This is a genomic window from Hamadaea tsunoensis DSM 44101, assembly GCF_000428945.1.
GTDB classification, from domain to species: domain Bacteria; phylum Actinomycetota; class Actinomycetes; order Mycobacteriales; family Micromonosporaceae; genus Hamadaea; species Hamadaea tsunoensis.
In genome coordinates this window covers 132,600-149,540 of the sequence record NZ_AUAX01000021.1, presented here as the reverse complement: position 1 = coordinate 149,540, position 16,941 = coordinate 132,600, and the positions used below count along the sequence as shown (strand labels likewise).

Sequence of the window (16,941 nt, the reverse complement as noted above, 5' to 3'; positions counted from 1 at the left end):
GAAGCCTAGGTCGACCCGGCGCTCGCTGAGAAGGTCCGGCGACCAAGTTGGCGTAGCTCTGCCACTCTTGACAGCGCCGCCGTCGCGGCCAGAAGATGCGCAGACCAACGTACGGTCATGGGGCTTCGGTCCCTCACGGGAGATGACCACAATGGATGTTCAGGAGATCGACGACGAAGAGCGGGCCATGCTCTACCTCTTCATGTGTGACCTACGTGATCACGAGATCGCGTCACGGCTCTTCATCAGCGTGCGCACGGTGCAGCGACGCCTCGACCGGCTGATGACGATCGCCGACGCGCAGACCCGCTTCGGGCTGGGCGCGCGAGCCACCAAATTGGGATGGATCGATCCCGACTCGCCCGGCGGGCTGACCCAGACCGCCACCGCGCGCCGGCCCTTCTACTGACAGGGCGCGCCCGACATGCCGGTCAGCTCACCGGCATGTCGGCGCCCCTGCCAATGACCACCACCCTGACGCGACAAGTCGGTTAGACAGCAGACCTATTTGGGAACGCGCAGCGCGCCGTCAGGCCACAGCACTATCACCGGCAGGCCGCGTTCTCGTGCCTGTTCCACCACGGCGGCAGTGCCACCTTGATCAGCGGGAGAACATCCATCCCATACGGCCAAGAGAAGGTCGCACGAGGACAGCACCACCTCGTTCGCAGCCTCGTAGGCGACCGGGTTCGCCTCGGCATGCGCCGTCGTTCGGACTCGCGCTGCACGACGGATCAGGGAGTCGAACTGAACCGCATGCGCAGGCTTCACCTTGCGCTCCCGATAGTCAGCTGAGGGCAGGACCACTTCCAGCGATCCACCCAGCTCCAGAACGACCTCGGCGAAGATCGAATCTGATCCCGCAGCAATACAGCTCACGCCTTCCAATCGATGTCCGGCGTGCGGCCTCAATTGTTCTCGTATAGCCACCCTGACCAGCTCGACCGTCTCGGGAGAAAGGTTCATGTGCCCGGTGACACCAATGCGGGTCAATTCTTCTCCCATGATCAGACTGGTCCCGGAACCTCAAGGATACCGACGATCCCTTGCTGAAGCTCAGCCACTATTGGTACTCGGGAATGGTGCCGGACATTGGTAGGAATCTGACGCCAGTGACGGCCTGGCATGTGACCAGCGAAGACTCCACCTTGACCGACTGCGGCTGGAGCACTAGCGGGAAGCGCGCCACAGCGTGTGCTCCCGCGAGATCGCTTCCTCGGCGTTGGCGACGAAGTCCGCCCACTCGGATTCCTTGCTGTACGTGGGCACTTCCTCGGCGATCAACGACAGTTCATGCTGTGCCACCGAGTAGGCCGTGACGAGATTATGATGTTGCTTCAGTTGCACCCAGGAGGCTCCCGCGGCGACCAACGCAGCCGTCAATCCGAGGATGTCCAGGTGAAACACGCCGGCGGCCTTGAGAACGCCTGTGGCCAGGCCGAGGGTCGTGAGTACAGCCAGCAGAATCGACCAGAACCGTGCTCGTCGCCGGTTCCACGAAGCCTTCGCGTAGTACCAGCCGATCTGCTCATGAATGCGCTCAGTGAGGTAGATGCGTCGGCGCTCGGCCAGCGGTCGCGAACGAATGTCGCTCATCTCCGGCGTGGCCTGCCCGAGTCGCTGGTCGGGGGAACCGATCCAGGCACCCGGAGGATCGCGTAGCAACGCACCCAGGCGTAGCCGGAATCGATGAGCAACCACGTTGGCGGGTTCGCCGATGGGGAAAGGGTTGCCTCCGACCATGTATCGCCAGCTCAGCGTCTTCGCCGACTCGGCGACCGCCCGGCCGCCGTACCATGCTCGCGCCGGATCCTCCCTGAGCTGGAACACCTCGCCCACAAGGGAGACGCTGAACGCGACGGCCGCCACGATGCCGGCTACGTCGGCCTGCCCAACGGTCCAGCTGAACACCCCGAACGCCGCGGCCACTACCAACGACACCAGTTGGATCCGAACAATCCACAGGTACGCCCGCTGGCCCTGCTCAGACGCGTCGGACGCGGCGCGGTAGACCGCCGGCAGAAATACGCGATCGACGATCGGCGGTTCGGCCGGATCCACAGGTGACACATCGACAGCACTCACGCAAATAAGTCTATCGATCACAACGATGGATTGACCTCAGGCATCGGTCGGTCAAGCTTCACCGAAGGCACGGCAAATGATCAATAGAAGTCGATTGACGGGGGCGCGCCAGCGCAAACATTCGCCGAGAAATTCGGTCGATTCTCAAGTTGGCGGAGGGTTCGTTGCCGGGAAGATCGATCGGCCCGCTCAGGCCCACGTGCGGCGAAGTCGCGACATCTGCGAGCCGGACATCTCGCCGCCGCGCCGCGCCATACGGCGCCGGCCGCCCGCAATCGCCGCCGCCGAACCACGCCGTCGCCGCCAGCATTGAGTGGAGCTGCGGTCCTCTCTCCGTCGACGACATCTCGTCCCGGTCAGGGGCGGACTCGCGCAAGATCAAGGCCGCTACGAGTGCGACGAAGCTCCCAGAGCATTCCGAGCACCCTCAAGGAAATGCGAGAGAGGCTCCACTTTGGCGACCTCGAACCAGAGCCTCAGCGAATGGGATCAAGTCCTCGCCGCCGAGATCTTGGCGGACACGGGCTTCGACCGCCTGTCTCACGACTGCCTGGCGGCGGGTTTGCCAAGCCTCCGACGTCGTCTCTATCCATCCTCCGTACGGTCCATGCAATACCGGCGTCGCCGAAGGTGGGAGTGCGTTCTCGTGTCGCACGCTGGCCGCATGCAAATCGAGCACCGGTCCTTTATCTTATTCCAGTGACCAGACCGGCACCGGTGATGAGTCTACCGGTAGCAAGCTCCATAGCAACCAGGGAATCCCTGGCCAACGACCTTCGCCGCCTCGGCCTACGGCCCGGAGGCACGGTGCTCGTCCACTCCTCGCTGAGATCACTCGGCTGGGTGTGCGGCGGTGCGACGGCAGTGGTCCTCGCCCTGCGAGACGTATTGGGGTCCGCCGGAACGATAGTGGTTCCTGCCCACACAGCCGAACACCGTGACCCGAAGGTCTGGTCGCCGCCTGTTCCCGCCGAGTTCTGGCCGGTGATCCGCGAACATCTGCCCGGATTCGACCCACTGCTCAGTCCAACCTGTCTGGGCGCGATCCCCGAGCGCGTCCGGACCTGGCCCGGCGCGGTACGCAGCGACCATCCGCAGACCTCGTTCGCGGCGATCGGACCGCGTGCGGCGGACCTCATGTCAGGCCATGCGCTCGACTGCCAACTCGGCGAGCGCTCGCCGCTGGGAAGACTGTCGGGCCAGGGCGCCCAGATCCTCCTCCTCGGAGTGGACTTCTCCAGCTGTACGGCTTTCCATCTCGCCGAGTACCGGCTGCCGCATAGCGTCGACTGCGGTTGCAGGCGTGTCTTTCGCACCATAGTGGATGGTCCGGATGGTCCACAGTGGGTGACCTATGAGGACATCGATCTCGATGCCGAGGGATTCGGCGAACTCGGCAATGCGTGGGCGGCCACGAGCCCCTCGGTGACGAGCGGACGGATCGGCGGCGCCACGGCAAGACTCTTCCCGTTCGACGACGCGGTGCTAGCGGCGTTCCGCGTTCTGCAGGGCCAGCGCAACTGTCACCTTCAAGGCACGAAAGACATAGGAAGCGAGTAGCTTCGATGGAGACCACGCGGCCGGAAACCGACGGCTACATTCTCGACCTGCAAGACTTCCCGCTTGACCGGCTGCTGTGGGACAACGAATCCATACTCGCCGAGGCGGTCCGTCGCGTGACGCGGTCGGCGCAGTTGAAGCCGCATGAGGATGTGGCCGCCTTCGGCAACGCCGTATGACGACGCCGGGGTTCTCACCGATCCGACAGATCCTCCTCAAGGTACATAGCCGTTGCAACCTGGCCTGCGATCATTGCTATGTATACGAAGGGGCGGACCAGTCGTGGCGCAGCCAGCCGATGACGATGTCGCCGGCCGTGGCCGCGCTCGCGGCACGGCGCATCGCCGAACACATGCGGCGTCACGACCTGCCGTGGGCGACGGTGATACTGCACGGCGGTGAACCCCTGCTCGCGGGTCGGGACCGGCTGGGCGAGATCGTGGCGGCGGTCCGGTCCGCCGTTCCGCCCGGTCGGACGGTCGACGTCTCCGTGCAGACCAACGGCCTCCTGCTCGATGACGCGTATCTCGACTTCTTCGCGCGGCAGGGCATCCGAGTCGGTGTCAGCCTGGACGGGGGCGAGCAGGCGAACGACCGGCACCGCCGGTACGCCCACGGTGGCGGAAGCTATCGCGCGGTGGCCCAGGCGCTGGCCCTGCTGTCGGGTAGACCGGATGTCTATAGTGGACTTCTTGCCACCGTGGATCTGCGCAACGACCCCGTCGAGGTCTACGAGGAGCTCCTGAGGTTCCGGCCGCCGCGCATCGATTTCCTGCTCCCCCATGGCAACTGGACCACACCTCCGCCCGGGCGGCCGGCCGAGCAGAGCCAGACGCCCTACGGCGACTGGCTCGTGGCCGTGTTCGACCGTTGGTACGGCGCGGGCGCCCCCGAGACGCGCGTACGGCTCTTCGATTCGTTGGTGTCCCTGCTCCTCGGGGGACCGACGGGCAGCGAATCGGTCGGCCTTGCTTCCATCGACCTTCTGACGATCGAGACAGACGGATCGATCGAGCAGGGCGACGTTCTCAAGACCGCCGGGCCGGGAATGGCCGCGACCGGTCTGCATGTCGCCGACCACTCGTTCGACGACGCGCTCGCCCATCCGGCGCTGGCCGCGCGGCAGGCGGGGCTCGCCGCGCTGGCCGACGAGTGCCGGCAGTGCCCGCTGGTCAGGGTGTGCGGCGGCGGCCACTACGCCCACCGTTACCGCGCCGGATCGGGCTTCCGGCACCCGTCGGTGTTCTGCGCCGACCTGGCCCGGCTCATCGGGCACGTCCGGGGCCGGCTCTACTCCGATCTGCGCGTCGGGGCCGCATTGTGAGTTCCGCTACCTCGACGCACAGGCTGAGTGCGGCTGATTTCGAGGCCGTGGCGTCCGGCTACGGCACGCCAGAGGCGCTGGCCGGAATCCGCGACGCGCAGACGAGCCGCCGGATGCTGCTTCTGCGCGCGGCGCTCGAAGCGCAGCCGGAACTGCGGCAACCGCTGACCCTGCTGACGGCTGCCTGCGCCCGCGATCGCCGCGCCCACGCCGAGGTGTTCGCGGCCCCGATGCTCGGCGCATGGTTGCACGCGGCCATACGGAACCCGTCCGGCGCAGAACTGGCCTACGGCTACTGTGTCGCCGTCAGCGCCGCGGTTCGCGCCGCCCTCTCCTTTCAGGTGACGATCCCTACAGACACCGGGACTGTCGCCATTCCCGGGCTCGGCGCGGCTGTGGAGCTGGGCACGGGCGAGGTACGCGTCGAACTGTCGGGCTCGACCCTCTCCTTCGACGGCCCGGCCGGCTCCGTCAAGGTCGACCCGCCGTACAGCAGGCCGGTCTCCGGCTGGTGGCCTACTCGATCGGCCGGCCCTCCGGCCGATCTCCTCATCGAGGACCTCGACCCGTACCGCGGCTGTTTCGGCCTGCCGCAGACGGGCCGGCTGGCGGCGGACGACCGCACGGAATTCCAGCGGAACCTGTCCGCGGCGTGGCGCTACATCCGCCGTCATCATCCCGAGCACGCGGACGCGATGACCGGATCACTGCGAGCGGTCGTCCCCGTCCGGTCGCCCGATCCAGGGCACAGCGTCAGCGCGGCCTCCCGGCTGGCGTACGGCGCCGTCGCGGTGTCGCTGTCACCGGACCCGTTCACCGTCGCACTGGCGCTGATCCACGAGTTCCAGCACATGAAGCTCGGCGGCGTGCTCGACCTGATGGAACTGGACCGGTCCGACGGCACCGCCCGCCACCACGCCCCGTGGCGGGAAGACCCCCGTCCGGCCGGCGCGCTGTTCCAGGGCGCGTACGCCCACGTCGGCGTCACCGACTTCTGGCGCGTACGCCGCCGGACGGCCGATGACGCGACGGCTCGGGCCGCAACGGCGGAGTTCGCGTACTGGCTGGTGCAGACGCGGCGAGCCGTGCAGACGCTGATCGGCAGCGGCGAACTGACCGGCCGCGGTGAGTCCTTCCTGGCGCGTCTCGCGGCGACGCTCGATCGATGGCGGAGGGAACCGGTCCCGGCCGACGTGTGGGCTGCCACCGACGAGGCCGTCGAGCACAGCGCGGTCCGCTGGCGTCTGCGCAGCTACGTGACGGAACCAGCGGAGATCGAGACGCTCGCGGATCGATGGGCGACAGGATCACCGTGTCCGGCCGTGCGAGACCCCGGAATCCGCACCGGGCTGCCCGCCGGCCCGGCACGTCCGTCGGGGTTGGCCGAACTCGTCCTGGCGCGCTCCCGAGGTCAAAGTCATCCCCGACCGGCCGCCGCCGATGCCGCCTATGCCGATGGAGATGTGCCGGCCGCGCGCTCGGCGTACCTTCACCGGATGGCGGCAGGCGAGGACGCCGATGCCTGGGCGGGGCTGGCCCTGTGCCTGCGTCACACCGGGGAAGCCGGCGCCGACGCCCTGTCGCTGCGCCCCGACCTGGTACGCGACGTGGCCCGCCGGACCGGCGGTACGCCGGTCGGCGTGGCCGCCTGGTTGAACGTCACGGCGACGGTGGATCGATGTCGCAGTTGAGCCGCGCGCCGAGCCGGGCCGCCACCGTGTTCGGATGCTCCGATCCCAGGGTCGCGGCTGAGCGGGCGCGGACGAAGTCGGCGAGGGTGCGGGCTTCGGCCGCCCTCCCGACGGCGTCCAGGCTGGCGGCGAGGTTGTTGGCCACGGCGAGGGTGTCGGGATGCTCCTCGCCGAGGACCGTCTTGATCTGTTCATAGGTCCGCTGGTCGATCTCCCAGGCGGCCTCGATCTCCCCGGTGTCGAAGTACGCGTTCGAGAGGTTGACCGTGCAGGCCAGGGTGTAGGGATGGGTGGGCCACAGCACCGCTTCGAGATGGCCGACCACCGATGTCGACACCGTGAGAGCGTCCGCCGGCCGGCCCAGCTTGCGCAGGAAGATGGAGATGTTGTTGGCACAGGCCAGAGTGAAGGGATGGTTGTCGCCCAGGGTCTCTCGATAGCGCGACCGCGTCTGCTCGGCCAGCTCCAGCGCCCGTTCGTCGTCACCTCGGGCCGAATAGTCGCAGGCGTGGTTGCTCGCGCAGGCCAGCGTCTCGGGATGGCGGGCGCCGAGCAGTTCGGTCAGCCGGCGTAGGGTCGCCTCGGTGAGCTCGAAGGCCTCCTCGATCCGGCCGAGTTTGCGCAGAGTGATCGCCAAGGCCTTGGCTGTACGCAACGTCTCCGTACTTTGATCGCCGAGGATCACCCGATACTCGGCGAGCGTACTCTCGAGCAGTTCCCGGGACGCCTCGAACTCCCCCAGTTCGCGCAGATCGAGGGCCAGGTTGTTGGCGCTGAGCAAGGTGTAGGTGCGATTGATGGTGGTGAGCTGCTGGCGCTTCTCGTAGGTCCCTTCGTCGACGCTGCGGGCCTCCCGGAACCTGCCCATCAGCCGCAGCGACACCGCAACGTTGTTCGCGGCCAGCAGCGTTCGTTCGTGATCGTCGCCGAGGACGCGGGAAGCGCGTTCGTGCGTCTCGTTCTGCAGGCGCAGCGCTTCGTCATAGTGTCCGAGCGCTCGCTCGTCGGCGGCGAGGCTGCTGCTGAGCATGATCGCGTGGGGATGATCGTCGCCCAACAGGTTCGCCAGGCTACGATAAGCGCTCTCGTCGATCTCCTTCGCACGCTCGAATTTGGCCTGTGAGCGCAGCGAGTTCGCCAGGTGCCAACGCATGACCTCCGGCTGCGTGTAGTCGGTCCCCTCGGCCGCCGGGGTGGCCGCCCAGCGGGTCAACGCCTGCTCGGCGAGGTCCTGGCTGCTGGTGTAGTCGCTGATCTTGTATAGGTAGCGGCTCATGTCCAGGATGAGCTGACGCACGTCGGGATCGGTCGAATCCAGCGCGCCGCACGCCGTCAAATGGGGCAGGAGGTCACGGTAGACCGGCCAGGTCCGGGCCTCGTTGGGCTCGCCGGGATTGGCCGCCGCCAGGATTTCCTGCACCGTCCGCTGGTTGTTCGCCGCCTCCTCGTCGGGCAGGATGCTGCGGATCATCCCCTGCACGAGCCGGTGCAGCTGGATGCTGGGCCGCGCCGCGTCCACGCGGGCGAGGGCGTAGCGGCCGACCTCCCGGACCAGGTGCGCCTGGATGATCTTGTCCCGTAGCGTCCGGTCGTACGGCAGCAGGGCGTCGATGAACCGGCCGCTGGTGATCAACCACATCGGAATCGGTTCAGGGGCGAAGAACGCACACAGCTCCAGCAGCTTCGCCGAGGCCGGCATCCGCGCCCGCAACGTCTGCAGCGACACCAGCCACGAACTGGCTGCCGACCGCTGGTATCCGGGTGGCGGGTGCTCCTCCAGAATCCGGGGCAGTTCGGTGTTCAGCAGATCCAGGTACTCCCGGACCGGCATCGCCGTGGCGGCCAGCCAGGCGCCGGCCTGCTCGACGGCGAGCGGCAGGTCACCCAACTGCTCCGCCACCAGGTCCGCGTCGTCCAAGCCGATGCCCGGCAGCCGCTCGCGCAGCAGCGCGACGCTCTCCTGCCGCTCGAAGACATCGACCTCCAGCGGATTCGCCCGCCCCTGCTCCGCCCAGGTGTGGTCGCGCGAGGTGAGCAGGACGTGCCCCGCACCGGTCGGCAGGTAGCGGCGCAGATCTTCGGGATTGCCCGCGTTGTCGAAGATCAGCAGCCAGTGGGGATAGGGGCTGCCTTGGCGCAGTGCCTCCAGCACGGCCTCGATGTTCTCCTCGGCGTTCTCCCCGACCGGCAGGCCCAGCCGCTCGGCGAGCGCCGCGAGCCCCGACCGGACCTGGCTCGGCTGCTCCGCGGAGATCCACCACAACACGTCGTAATATGCGGAGAACCGGTAGGCGTACTCCAGGGCGGCCTGTGTCTTGCCTACGCCCCCCATCCCGTAGAGCGCCTGCACCACCACCATCACGTTGCCCGCCAGCCGCTCGTGAAGCTGGTCCAGCAACACCGACCGGCCGATGAACACCGAATTGCGCTGGGGCAGATTCGACACCGGTGGCGGCCGGCGCGGAAAGCGCGGGGCCAGCTGGGCGCCGGGCCGCATCTCACCGGCGCTGCCGACGATCGGAAGGTCTAGGGCGCTCAGAACCGCCTCCTGCGCGGTCCGCTCGTTGACGATGTCCGAGAGGTCGGTCGGCAACCGGTCGGCGAAGGGGCTCGGCGGGCGGACGTTGTCCAGGCGGATCGGCACGAGGAAACGGCTCCCCGACTGTTGCTCGCGTTCGACGACCGCGTCCCAGAACTGCTGGGCGCCCGGCAGGCGGACGTAGGCCTGCGAAAGCAGCACGACCGCGCGGCTCGCGGTCCCCAGCAGGCGCAGCAGCTCCGCCTCGAAACCGCTGCCTCCGGCGAACTCCGCCTCCTGCATGACCACCCGCACGTTGGTCTGCGTCAGCTGGGCGGCGATCCAGTCGGCCCAGGCCCGGTCCACCGACGCGTAGCTGATGGCCACGTCCGTGGGGAGGGCCTGCTTCGGCCGCTCGAACCGGGCCAGCCAGCGACGTCGCTCCCGGTCGTCCAGAAGTCGCGGCTCACCGGCCACGCCGGTGATCGCCCGCGCCAGCCGCCCGTACGCCGCCAGCAGCGTATTCTCCTGATGCGGGCGGTCGCCGAACACCGCGAGGATCTCCTCGTACGCGTAGAACGGCTTGTACGGGATCTCGACGTCCCCCCAGTAGCGGGCCATCCCGTCGCTGTCCAAGTGGGACAGAAATGGCTCGAATCGTTGGCGGGCGTAGTCGCGGCCGGCTTCGAGCTTGATCTGCTCCGCGTCCTCGACCCGCATCGGCACCGGGAAGATCTGGATGGGCTGATCCGTTCTCTGGGCTCGGATCGAGTGCGCGATCGCGGCCGCTCCATCGATGCTCTGCGTACTCAGCGTGAAGCAGTCGACGATGATGTCCGGCAGCAACACCGTGCAGATGCCGGCCGTGTCGGACAACCCGGTCCGGCTGTCGATCAGCACGTAGTCATAGTTCGAGCGCATGTCATCACGCAGCGCCCGCAGGAAGGCGCCGCCGTGCAGCCGGTCGTAGAAGCTCGGCCAGTCGAAGGTGCTGACCGCCTCCGCATATGCGGGCCCCTGCTTGCCGGCCGGCAGGAAGTCCAGGAACGCGCCGTCGGGAAAGACCCAGTGCACCGACATGGCATGGCTGAGAACCTGGGCATGGCGCAGATACCAGCCTGGATCGTCGGCGGGCTGCGGCTCGAGTGTGCCCGTGGCGTAGCCCCGAATCATGTCCAGGACGCCCGGGGACGACCGCAGCTGCGTGTCGGTGAGGAACGGGTGGAAGTAGCGGTGAAGACCCGGCGATTCCAGATCCCAGTCCACCACGAGCACACGCTTGCCCTGCCCGGCAAGGATCCAGGCGGTGTTGGCCAGCGCCATCGTGCGGCCCGTTCCGCCCTTGTAGGAGTAGAAGGTGATGATCCGCCCCTCGGGCGGTCTCGACATGGTCATGGGATCGTCCCATCTCAGCTGGGCAGGTCGGGAAGCCCGAGCCGCGGCCGGGCCGGTCCCGCATCAGGGAGGTCCTGGAGCGGGGTCCCCCGCACATACGTGTGGTTCTGCGCGATCCCCAACGCCACCTTGAGATCCGCCTCGAAGGCCGGGAAACTCAGCACGCTCGGCCGGAACAGCCGGTCGTCGCCGTCGGCGTACCGGTTGGCGAAGACGGACCGCAGATCCCGCGAGAGATCGCGCCAGTGCCGCCCGGTCTCACCGTCCCCATGGTTCACCGGGATCAGAACCGTCGGTACGCCCGGATCCTCGCTCGCCGGACTCCAGATGTCGCACGCCTCAAGAACCTGGCGGTGCTCGACTATCCGCGTCTCCCACGCGTCCAGCAGGAGCACCACGATCTGATTGTGCCGGTACGCGAAGTCCAGCCGATCCATCAGTCGGTCCAGCGTGACCGTCTCCGACCGAAAGCTCTGCTCGGCAGCGATGTCCATGGCGTAGGAGGCGATGGGGGCGGGAGAGTTCGGCCGGAAGGGCGCCCATTCCGACGAGGTTTCGCCGTAGTAGCTCATGTCCTGGCGGACACGGTGCGCGCTGAGCTCCCCGACCGTCGGCGCCGCCACCACGAAGTGCACGTACTGGGAGGTCTTCGTGGACGTCGCGACGGTCTGGAAGGCGCTGCGCAGCTGACCGAAGTCGGGCCGCTGGCGGGCCGCCGGAAGACCCGCCTCGCAGTACTCGACGATGTGCCGGGCCACGGTCGACACCGCGTCCACGTACGCGTCGTGGTTACGTTGCAGCCGCATGAGCTGACGCAGCCCGTGCCGATCGTACGCTTCGTCAAGCGTGTCGTTGGAGAACTGCCGGTGGAAGGCGATCTCGGGCATCGTCTGAGTGGGCAGCCAAATCAGCGGGACAAGGAGAGGCAACTGGTCGCCGGTGCTTTGTTCGTAGGCCTTGAGCCTCTGCTCGAAAGCCGCCCATTCCTTGCCGCAGGCTTCACTGATGAAGTACCTCGGCGAGAGTAGCGCAATGAATAGGCGACACTCGGCGAGGGCGTTGACGAGTTTGGTCGGCCACCGGGCGCCGAGTTCGATACTGTGGACATCGAGAAAACCGACCTCTTCGTGGCGCGCCTGCCCAGCCAGATCGCGGACCTCCGCGCTCAGATCTCGGAAGAACCGTTCCACGAACCCGTCATTGTCGCCGCGGGCGTAGCTAAGGAAGAAGTACAGCAAGACGGCCCCCGACCTAGCGGCTCTTCCGGACGTACCCATTTCGGAGTGTAACAACGGCGTCCACACTCATCAATGAGTCGATCAAACGCAGGCACATGCGACGCGGATTCGGTTCTGCGACTCGCTCGAATGAAGGCGAATCCCTGACCGTCGGTTCCGGCTCAGACCCCCGTATAGGCGAATGCGCGGCTCAGTCGGGCGGCAGCGGCGGCAGATTCACGATTCGGGCCGTCAACGCGAAGGCCACCACGCCGACCGTCCCCTGCCACGGCGCCCACCATGCGAACGTGGCGAACATCCCACCGGTCGCGTACGCCCACACGAGAAACGCGGCCACCGAGATCGCGAGCTGTTGCGGGCGTACGACATGCAGGATCCGGCGGCCGAAGAACCACACTGCCACCGCCGCCAGGCCGAGCAGGGCGCCGAGCATCCAGCGCAGGGCCGGACCGTGCAGAGCCGAGGCGACGACGCCGCTCGTGGCGATGTACGCGCCGACGACCTCCAGCGGTGTGAACTTGAGCAGCCGGGCGAAGAAGTCGTCGGCAGTGGGCTGCGTGCTCTCGAAGGCGCCCGGCTGGATGTCGGCCGGCGTGACGATGTTGCGGTTCATCGAGGGATCCTTCCGGTGACGGGATCGAGGGCGCGGTAGACGTCGGCGATGACGGCGATCGTCGGTGCCGCCGCCGGCAGCGACCGGATCGCGGTGGCCAGGGCGGCGGCGACGACGCCGGGAGCCGTACCACGCAGCCAGTCGGCCCAGGTACGGCCGGGCGCCTCGGTCAGACCGGCGATGGCGGAGAGCTCGTTGCGCTCGACCGCGTCCCAGGCTTCGAGCGAGGCGGCCAGTTGGTCGGCCTGGTCCGGCGACAGTGGTGGCAGGCCTTGGATCCGAAGCGCGCGGACCACGAGGTCCGGCCGGACAGGACCGAGCACGGCGGCGAGCTGGACCGCCAGCCGTGGTTCGTCCGCCAGTTGCGAGGCGTCCTGCCCGAGCAGCCGGCCGAGTTCGTCCAGCAGTTCATGCTCGGGCAACACCAGTCCGAGGTGCCGGTCGATGGCGAGCCGCAGGACGAAGGCCCGCAGTTCGTCTCGGCGGGCGCCGCGTTCGCGGGCGACGTCGGCACAGCCGTCGACCAGCCGCCGCGCCAGTTCCCAGTTCCGCTCACGCATCGCCAGCAGCGCCGCCCCGTACTCGCAGCGCAGGTGGGCATCGTGGTCGCCGTCGGCGATCGCGCGCTCGGCGGCGGCCTCCATGGCCCGGCGTGCCCCTTGCCAGTCCTCGCGGGCCGCGAGGATACCGGCCTCCAATTCGAGCAGCCGGCCGCTCGGCTCACCTGGTGGACGCCCGGCGAGCAGCTCGGTGGCGCGTACGGGATCACCGGCGGCGAGCAGCTCGCGCAACCGGGGTTCAGCCAGGGCCTCCCAGTCCGCGAGCGCCTGCCGGGCGGCGACCTCCGCCGGCACGGGCACACCGAGCCGCCGCAAGAGGTACAGCCGCGCCGGTCCGTGGAAGTCCTCGACACCGGCCGACAGCAGCCCCGCCACGCCGTCCACCCATCGCCCGTCGAGGATCTCGGCGGAGTCGCCACGGCACAGCCGGTGATAGATCTCCTCCGCGCGGTCGGCCAGGCGTATGCCGTCCGGTCCGACGGACGCCGCCGCATAGTGGTCAACGGCTGCGTCGTGCACCGCGGCGACCGTCGACGACTCCTCGGTCCGCATCATCGGCAGCATCAGGCGGCGCAGTTCGGGCTGGTACTCGACCTCGTCCTCGGCGTACCGCAGCAGCAGCGAACTCTCCTGCCGAAAGGCCGTGAACAGGTTCGCCGCGGCGGCGTCGTCGGGCACGTCGAGGCCCGTCGGTCCGGCGAGCACGTGCCGGATCACCGGAGCCGAGACCTTGCGAAGGACGAGCGCGTACCGGGCCAGCACGCGTACCCGTTCATCCGGGATGTGGTCGAGTACGCGCCGGTGGAGGTACTCCCGCTGGGCGCCTACGCGTAGCGAATCGGCCAGTTGGCGCCGCCATTCCGGCTCCTGCACGTCGGCGGCCGCGTACCGGCGGACCAGCTCGGCGGCCAGCCGGAGGCTGAGCGGCAGATCGCCGACCTGGGCGAGGACGAACTCACAGACCTCGCGCAACCGCGGATCCTCGACGGTCGACGGCCTCAGCAGATCGAGGAGCAGGTCGAGGGCATCGGCGTGGTCCAGCCCGGCGAGCCGCACAGCGGTGTGCGGCAGGCCCGTCAGCGGCCCCCGCCCGGCCACGACCAGCCGCAGGCCGGGTAGCGCTCGGTGCAAGGTCTCGGCAACCCCCCAGACCCTGCCCACCATCTCCGGTCCTAGCCGCTGTACCGCCTCGAACGTGTCGAAGACGAGGACGAACGGCACGTCGCCACCGGCTGCCGAGCGTAGGTAACCGCCGAAACGCCGGCAGAAGGCCGTCAGCCGAACCTTGTCCTCACCGAGCCAGGCATGCGCGGCGGGGCCGGCGTTCGGCCATAGCGGCCGGCTCGCCCAGTCGTCGCCGTCCCATCCGAGCCGGACGTCGGCGGCGGCCCCGGCCGCCTCGGGGAACTGGATGTCGAGTTGCCGTAGCGCCTCACCCAGCAACGCGAGCGGGTCGGCGGACAGCCGTCCCGGCCGGTCGAAGTCGATGTACGCGAACGCCACTCCCCGATCGGCCTGCTCCAGGACGAACCGGGCGACCAGAGTGGACTTTCCGGCTCCGCCGACCCCCCAGATGCCCAGCGGAGGCGCGGCGGCGAAGCCGTGCCCGGCGGGAGCCTCCTCGACGACGTAGGCCCGCAACCGCGCCAGCTCGCCGGAGCGACCCCGGAAGCCCTCTGCCAGCCGGCGGAGCGGCTCGAAGAGTTCCCGGGTCCGGACGATCGCATGAACCTCGGCTTCGGGAGGCAGGTCCGGGACGATCTCCGCGAGCCACGGCAGGAACTGTCCTATCTGGAGCAGATTCGCCGTCGGGTACGCGTCCAGGGGTCGGGGCAAGCCGGTGAGCAGGTCCGCGAAGAGCGCTTGAGCAGGGTCGGTCGACGCGTGCTGCGGCCCGGTGTTCGCGGCCAGCGCCTGACGGACCAGGCCTTCCGCGTACAGCCTGCGCAAGGCGGCCCGCCGAGCCGCCGAGGTCAACCGCCGACGGACCACGCCATCGTTGGACGGCAACGATTCGGTGCAGTGGTCCAGCAGCTCGGGCGGCACCCGGTCGCCGTGCAGCGTCCGCAGCTCCGCGGGATCGAAACTGGTCAGCACCGCGGCCGCCGCGACGGCCGGCCACGTGCTCCCGCTCTCGGCCGGGCTTGCGGACAGGGCTGCGAGCAACACCTGCATGACCCGCTCGTCGATCTCGGGCGGCCCGGCCGGCGGCCGCGCCTCCTCGACGGGATCCGCCGCCACGACGGGATCCGCCGCCACGACGGGGCCCTCCGACGGCGGGAAGACCTCGGAGACAAGGCGCACATCCAGGACTTCAGGTCCGCTGGGCCGGCGGTCCGGATCGATCGCGGGCTCCTCCCACTGCGCCGGATGCAGCCGTGCGCCGGGAACCCGCAGCCACGCCCGGCGGCGGCTCCGCTCCAGTCCGACCAGGATCGGCGCGTACGCGGAGGCGTACACACCCCGATAGCCGTAGTGGATCATCGTCTGGAACACGTCGTCGGCCACCACGACCGCGAGCGGAGCCTCGGGCAACGTGTGCATCGCCTGGCGTACCGGATGCGAGTCGAGCGTGAGTGGCGATGTGGCCGGTAGCGGCGTCGCACCGTCACGGACCACCGTGGCGCTCGAAACACCGAGCCGTACGCGCAGACGGTGGTCGTCGGCGAACTCCAGGTCTCGCTGCGAGAGCAGGAGATGAAGCCAGCGGACACCGTCGCCGAGCAGCCGCGCGACCGGTACCGTCTCGGGGACGAAGACGGTGAGCCGGTCCCCCTCCGGCGCCGGCAGGAACATGCACGCCTCGGGATCCACCGCGGACTCGGCGAGCGCCTCGCTGACGAGCACGAACAGATCGCGGGTGAGCCGCTGCGCGATGTCCAGCCGGCGATTGGCGTGGTCGGCGATCTCCAGGACGGCGACCGTGTACCGACCGACCGCGGCGTTCATCGGGCGTACTCGTGGAGGGAGGCGATGACCTGGCGGGTCCGCTCGTCGACGATCGCGAGGTCGTCGGGGCGGCCGGCGAGAATCCAGGCGACAGCCTGGTCGACCGCGGCGTCGCTGATCGCATGTCCCAGATCGTGCGCCACGCGGCGCAAGGCGTCGCCGATATCCTGCCCGGTCAACAGCCCGATCACCTCGTGCAGGACGCTGCCCATCGCGTCCCTCGGCAACTGCCGCGGATAGCCGAGCAGGACGATGCGCAGGCCGGGCACGTCGTCGTAGACAGCCATCTCGATCAGGTGGTCGATCATCTCGAGCGCGTCCGCCGACAGGATCGCGTGGTCGATGCTGTCGATGAAGAGCAGCAGCGGAGGGGCACCCGAGTTCGCGCGCTCGACGAGCCGGCCGACAAGATGGTCCCGACGACGCCTGGCCTTTGTGGACAGCGCGGCGTACGCATCACTGACCGGCCGTGGGAGGGGGAGCCGGTCGCAGATCGCGTCGGCGATGTCCGCGGCCGTCGGCGGCGCCTCGGCGGGCGCGAGGTTGATGCGAAGCGGCCGGAAGGCATGGGTCTCCGCGACGTAGCGCACGAAACGCCAGCTGTGGGTGCGACCGGAGCCGCGCGGACCCCGGACCGACAGCAATCGGCTGGGACTGGCCGAGATCAGGTCGTGCAGCTGCTCGCGAAAGACACGCCGGTTGACGAACGGCCGCTCGGCGATCATGACCCGGTCCCATCGCACCGTTCGGCTCTCGACGGTGGCGACCACCTCGTCGAGCAGTCTCGTGGCTACGTCGCAGACGTCGGGATACTCGCACTCGGACAGTCGGACCAGAAACGGGTACAGCTTCCCGCGCAGCTCGATCTCCGTCACGACGTCGAAGACGACCGTCGGCAGCCTGTCGGCGCCGGTGATCGCTTCCAGCCGCACCTCCATGAAACCCAGCAGCCGGCGAAGGTAGTCCTTGCTCAGGCGGCTCTCCAGCACCTCACAGAGCAGCGCACGC

General features: G+C 68.6%; 13 protein-coding genes. 6 read left to right on the top strand and 7 right to left on the bottom strand.

What is annotated here, in order from left to right; translation table 11 throughout:
* Nucleotides 1-151: 151 nt before the first annotated feature.
* Complete coding sequence (locus tag G401_RS0127870; RefSeq protein ID WP_027345057.1) at nucleotides 152-409, top strand: helix-turn-helix domain-containing protein; 258 nt, start codon at nucleotides 152-154, stop codon at nucleotides 407-409.
* 95 nt (nucleotides 410-504) lie between these two features.
* Here G401_RS0127870 and G401_RS55080 read toward each other — a convergent pair whose 3' ends face one another.
* Together G401_RS55080 and G401_RS0127860 are read right to left on the bottom strand one after the other, a co-directional pair.
* Entirely contained in the window at nucleotides 505-1,005 is a 501-nt protein-coding gene (locus tag G401_RS55080) for a hypothetical protein (RefSeq protein ID WP_084557681.1), read from the bottom strand.
* 165 nt (nucleotides 1,006-1,170) lie between these two features.
* Nucleotides 1,171-2,085 carry a DUF4231 domain-containing protein gene (locus G401_RS0127860; protein ID WP_169734261.1) on the bottom strand — a complete coding sequence of 305 codons (915 nt, stop codon included), beginning with the start codon at nucleotides 2,083-2,085 and terminating at the stop codon, nucleotides 1,171-1,173.
* A gap of 313 nt (nucleotides 2,086-2,398) precedes the next feature.
* On the opposite strand from G401_RS0127860, the gene G401_RS58680 reads away from it, so the two are divergent.
* The 5 genes from G401_RS58680 to G401_RS0127835 all read left to right on the top strand — a co-directional run bounded on the left by G401_RS58680 (nucleotide 2,399) and on the right by G401_RS0127835 (nucleotide 6,660).
* Nucleotides 2,399-2,788: an ATP-binding protein gene (locus tag G401_RS58680; RefSeq protein WP_084557679.1), complete on the top strand. Its 390-nt coding sequence runs from the start codon at nucleotides 2,399-2,401 to the stop codon at nucleotides 2,786-2,788.
* A 104-nt stretch (nucleotides 2,789-2,892) separates the two neighbouring features.
* A complete protein-coding gene (locus G401_RS48930; RefSeq protein ID WP_211240859.1) occupies nucleotides 2,893-3,645 on the top strand; it encodes an aminoglycoside N(3)-acetyltransferase in 753 nt (250 codons plus the stop codon).
* Nucleotides 3,646-3,650: 5 nt separating this feature from the next.
* The gene (locus G401_RS56215) at nucleotides 3,651-3,824 is read left to right on the top strand and encodes a hypothetical protein (protein ID WP_157546437.1); all 174 of its coding nucleotides are present in this window, start codon (nucleotides 3,651-3,653) and stop codon (nucleotides 3,822-3,824) included.
* Nucleotides 3,821-4,969 carry an FxsB family cyclophane-forming radical SAM/SPASM peptide maturase gene (locus tag G401_RS0127840; protein ID WP_034593323.1) on the top strand — a complete coding sequence of 383 codons (1,149 nt, stop codon included), beginning with the start codon at nucleotides 3,821-3,823 and terminating at the stop codon, nucleotides 4,967-4,969. Before G401_RS56215 ends, G401_RS0127840 begins: the two co-directional genes overlap by 4 nt.
* Complete coding sequence (locus tag G401_RS0127835; RefSeq protein WP_169734260.1) at nucleotides 4,966-6,660, top strand: aKG-HExxH-type peptide beta-hydroxylase; 1,695 nt, start codon at nucleotides 4,966-4,968, stop codon at nucleotides 6,658-6,660. Before G401_RS0127840 ends, G401_RS0127835 begins: the two co-directional genes overlap by 4 nt.
* On the opposite strand, the gene fxsT is transcribed toward G401_RS0127835, so the two are convergent.
* The 5 genes from fxsT to G401_RS0127810 form a co-directional block, all read right to left on the bottom strand.
* Nucleotides 6,629-10,573 carry an FxSxx-COOH system tetratricopeptide repeat protein gene (fxsT, locus tag G401_RS0127830; protein WP_051367245.1) on the bottom strand — a complete coding sequence of 1,315 codons (3,945 nt, stop codon included), beginning with the start codon at nucleotides 10,571-10,573 and terminating at the stop codon, nucleotides 6,629-6,631. The genes G401_RS0127835 and fxsT overlap by 32 nt on opposite strands.
* Nucleotides 10,574-10,587: 14 nt before the next feature.
* Nucleotides 10,588-11,811, bottom strand: coding sequence for a TIR-like protein FxsC (locus tag G401_RS0127825; protein ID WP_169734259.1), 1,224 nt, complete (start codon nucleotides 11,809-11,811; stop codon nucleotides 10,588-10,590).
* Nucleotides 11,812-12,001: 190 nt separating this feature from the next.
* Nucleotides 12,002-12,424 carry a hypothetical protein gene (locus tag G401_RS0127820; protein ID WP_027345050.1) on the bottom strand — a complete coding sequence of 141 codons (423 nt, stop codon included), beginning with the start codon at nucleotides 12,422-12,424 and terminating at the stop codon, nucleotides 12,002-12,004.
* Entirely contained in the window at nucleotides 12,421-15,933 is a 3,513-nt protein-coding gene (locus G401_RS0127815; protein ID WP_027345049.1) for an ATP-binding protein, read from the bottom strand. Before G401_RS0127815 ends, G401_RS0127820 begins: the two co-directional genes overlap by 4 nt.
* Nucleotides 15,930-16,922 (bottom strand): AAA family ATPase, encoded by a 993-nt coding sequence (locus G401_RS0127810; protein WP_027345048.1) that lies wholly within the window; start codon nucleotides 16,920-16,922, stop codon nucleotides 15,930-15,932. The genes G401_RS0127815 and G401_RS0127810 overlap by 4 nt, the downstream gene beginning before the upstream one ends.
* Nucleotides 16,923-16,941 lie beyond the last annotated feature (19 nt).

What these genes read in the sequence shown, in the direction of transcription:
- G401_RS0127820 (WP_027345050.1), bottom strand. Translation starts at nt 12,424, where the DNA reads ATGAACCGCAACATCGTCACGCCGGCCGACATCCAGCCGGGCGCCTTC.
- G401_RS0127870 (WP_027345057.1), top strand. Translation starts at nt 152, where the DNA reads ATGGATGTTCAGGAGATCGACGACGAAGAGCGGGCCATGCTCTACCTC.
- G401_RS0127840 (WP_034593323.1), top strand. Translation starts at nt 3,821, where the DNA reads ATGACGACGCCGGGGTTCTCACCGATCCGACAGATCCTCCTCAAGGTA.
- G401_RS56215 (WP_157546437.1), top strand. Translation starts at nt 3,651, where the DNA reads ATGGAGACCACGCGGCCGGAAACCGACGGCTACATTCTCGACCTGCAA.
- G401_RS0127815 (WP_027345049.1), bottom strand. Translation starts at nt 15,933, where the DNA reads ATGAACGCCGCGGTCGGTCGGTACACGGTCGCCGTCCTGGAGATCGCC.
- fxsT (WP_051367245.1), bottom strand. Translation starts at nt 10,573, where the DNA reads ATGACCATGTCGAGACCGCCCGAGGGGCGGATCATCACCTTCTACTCC.
- G401_RS55080 (WP_084557681.1), bottom strand. Translation starts at nt 1,005, where the DNA reads ATGGGAGAAGAATTGACCCGCATTGGTGTCACCGGGCACATGAACCTT.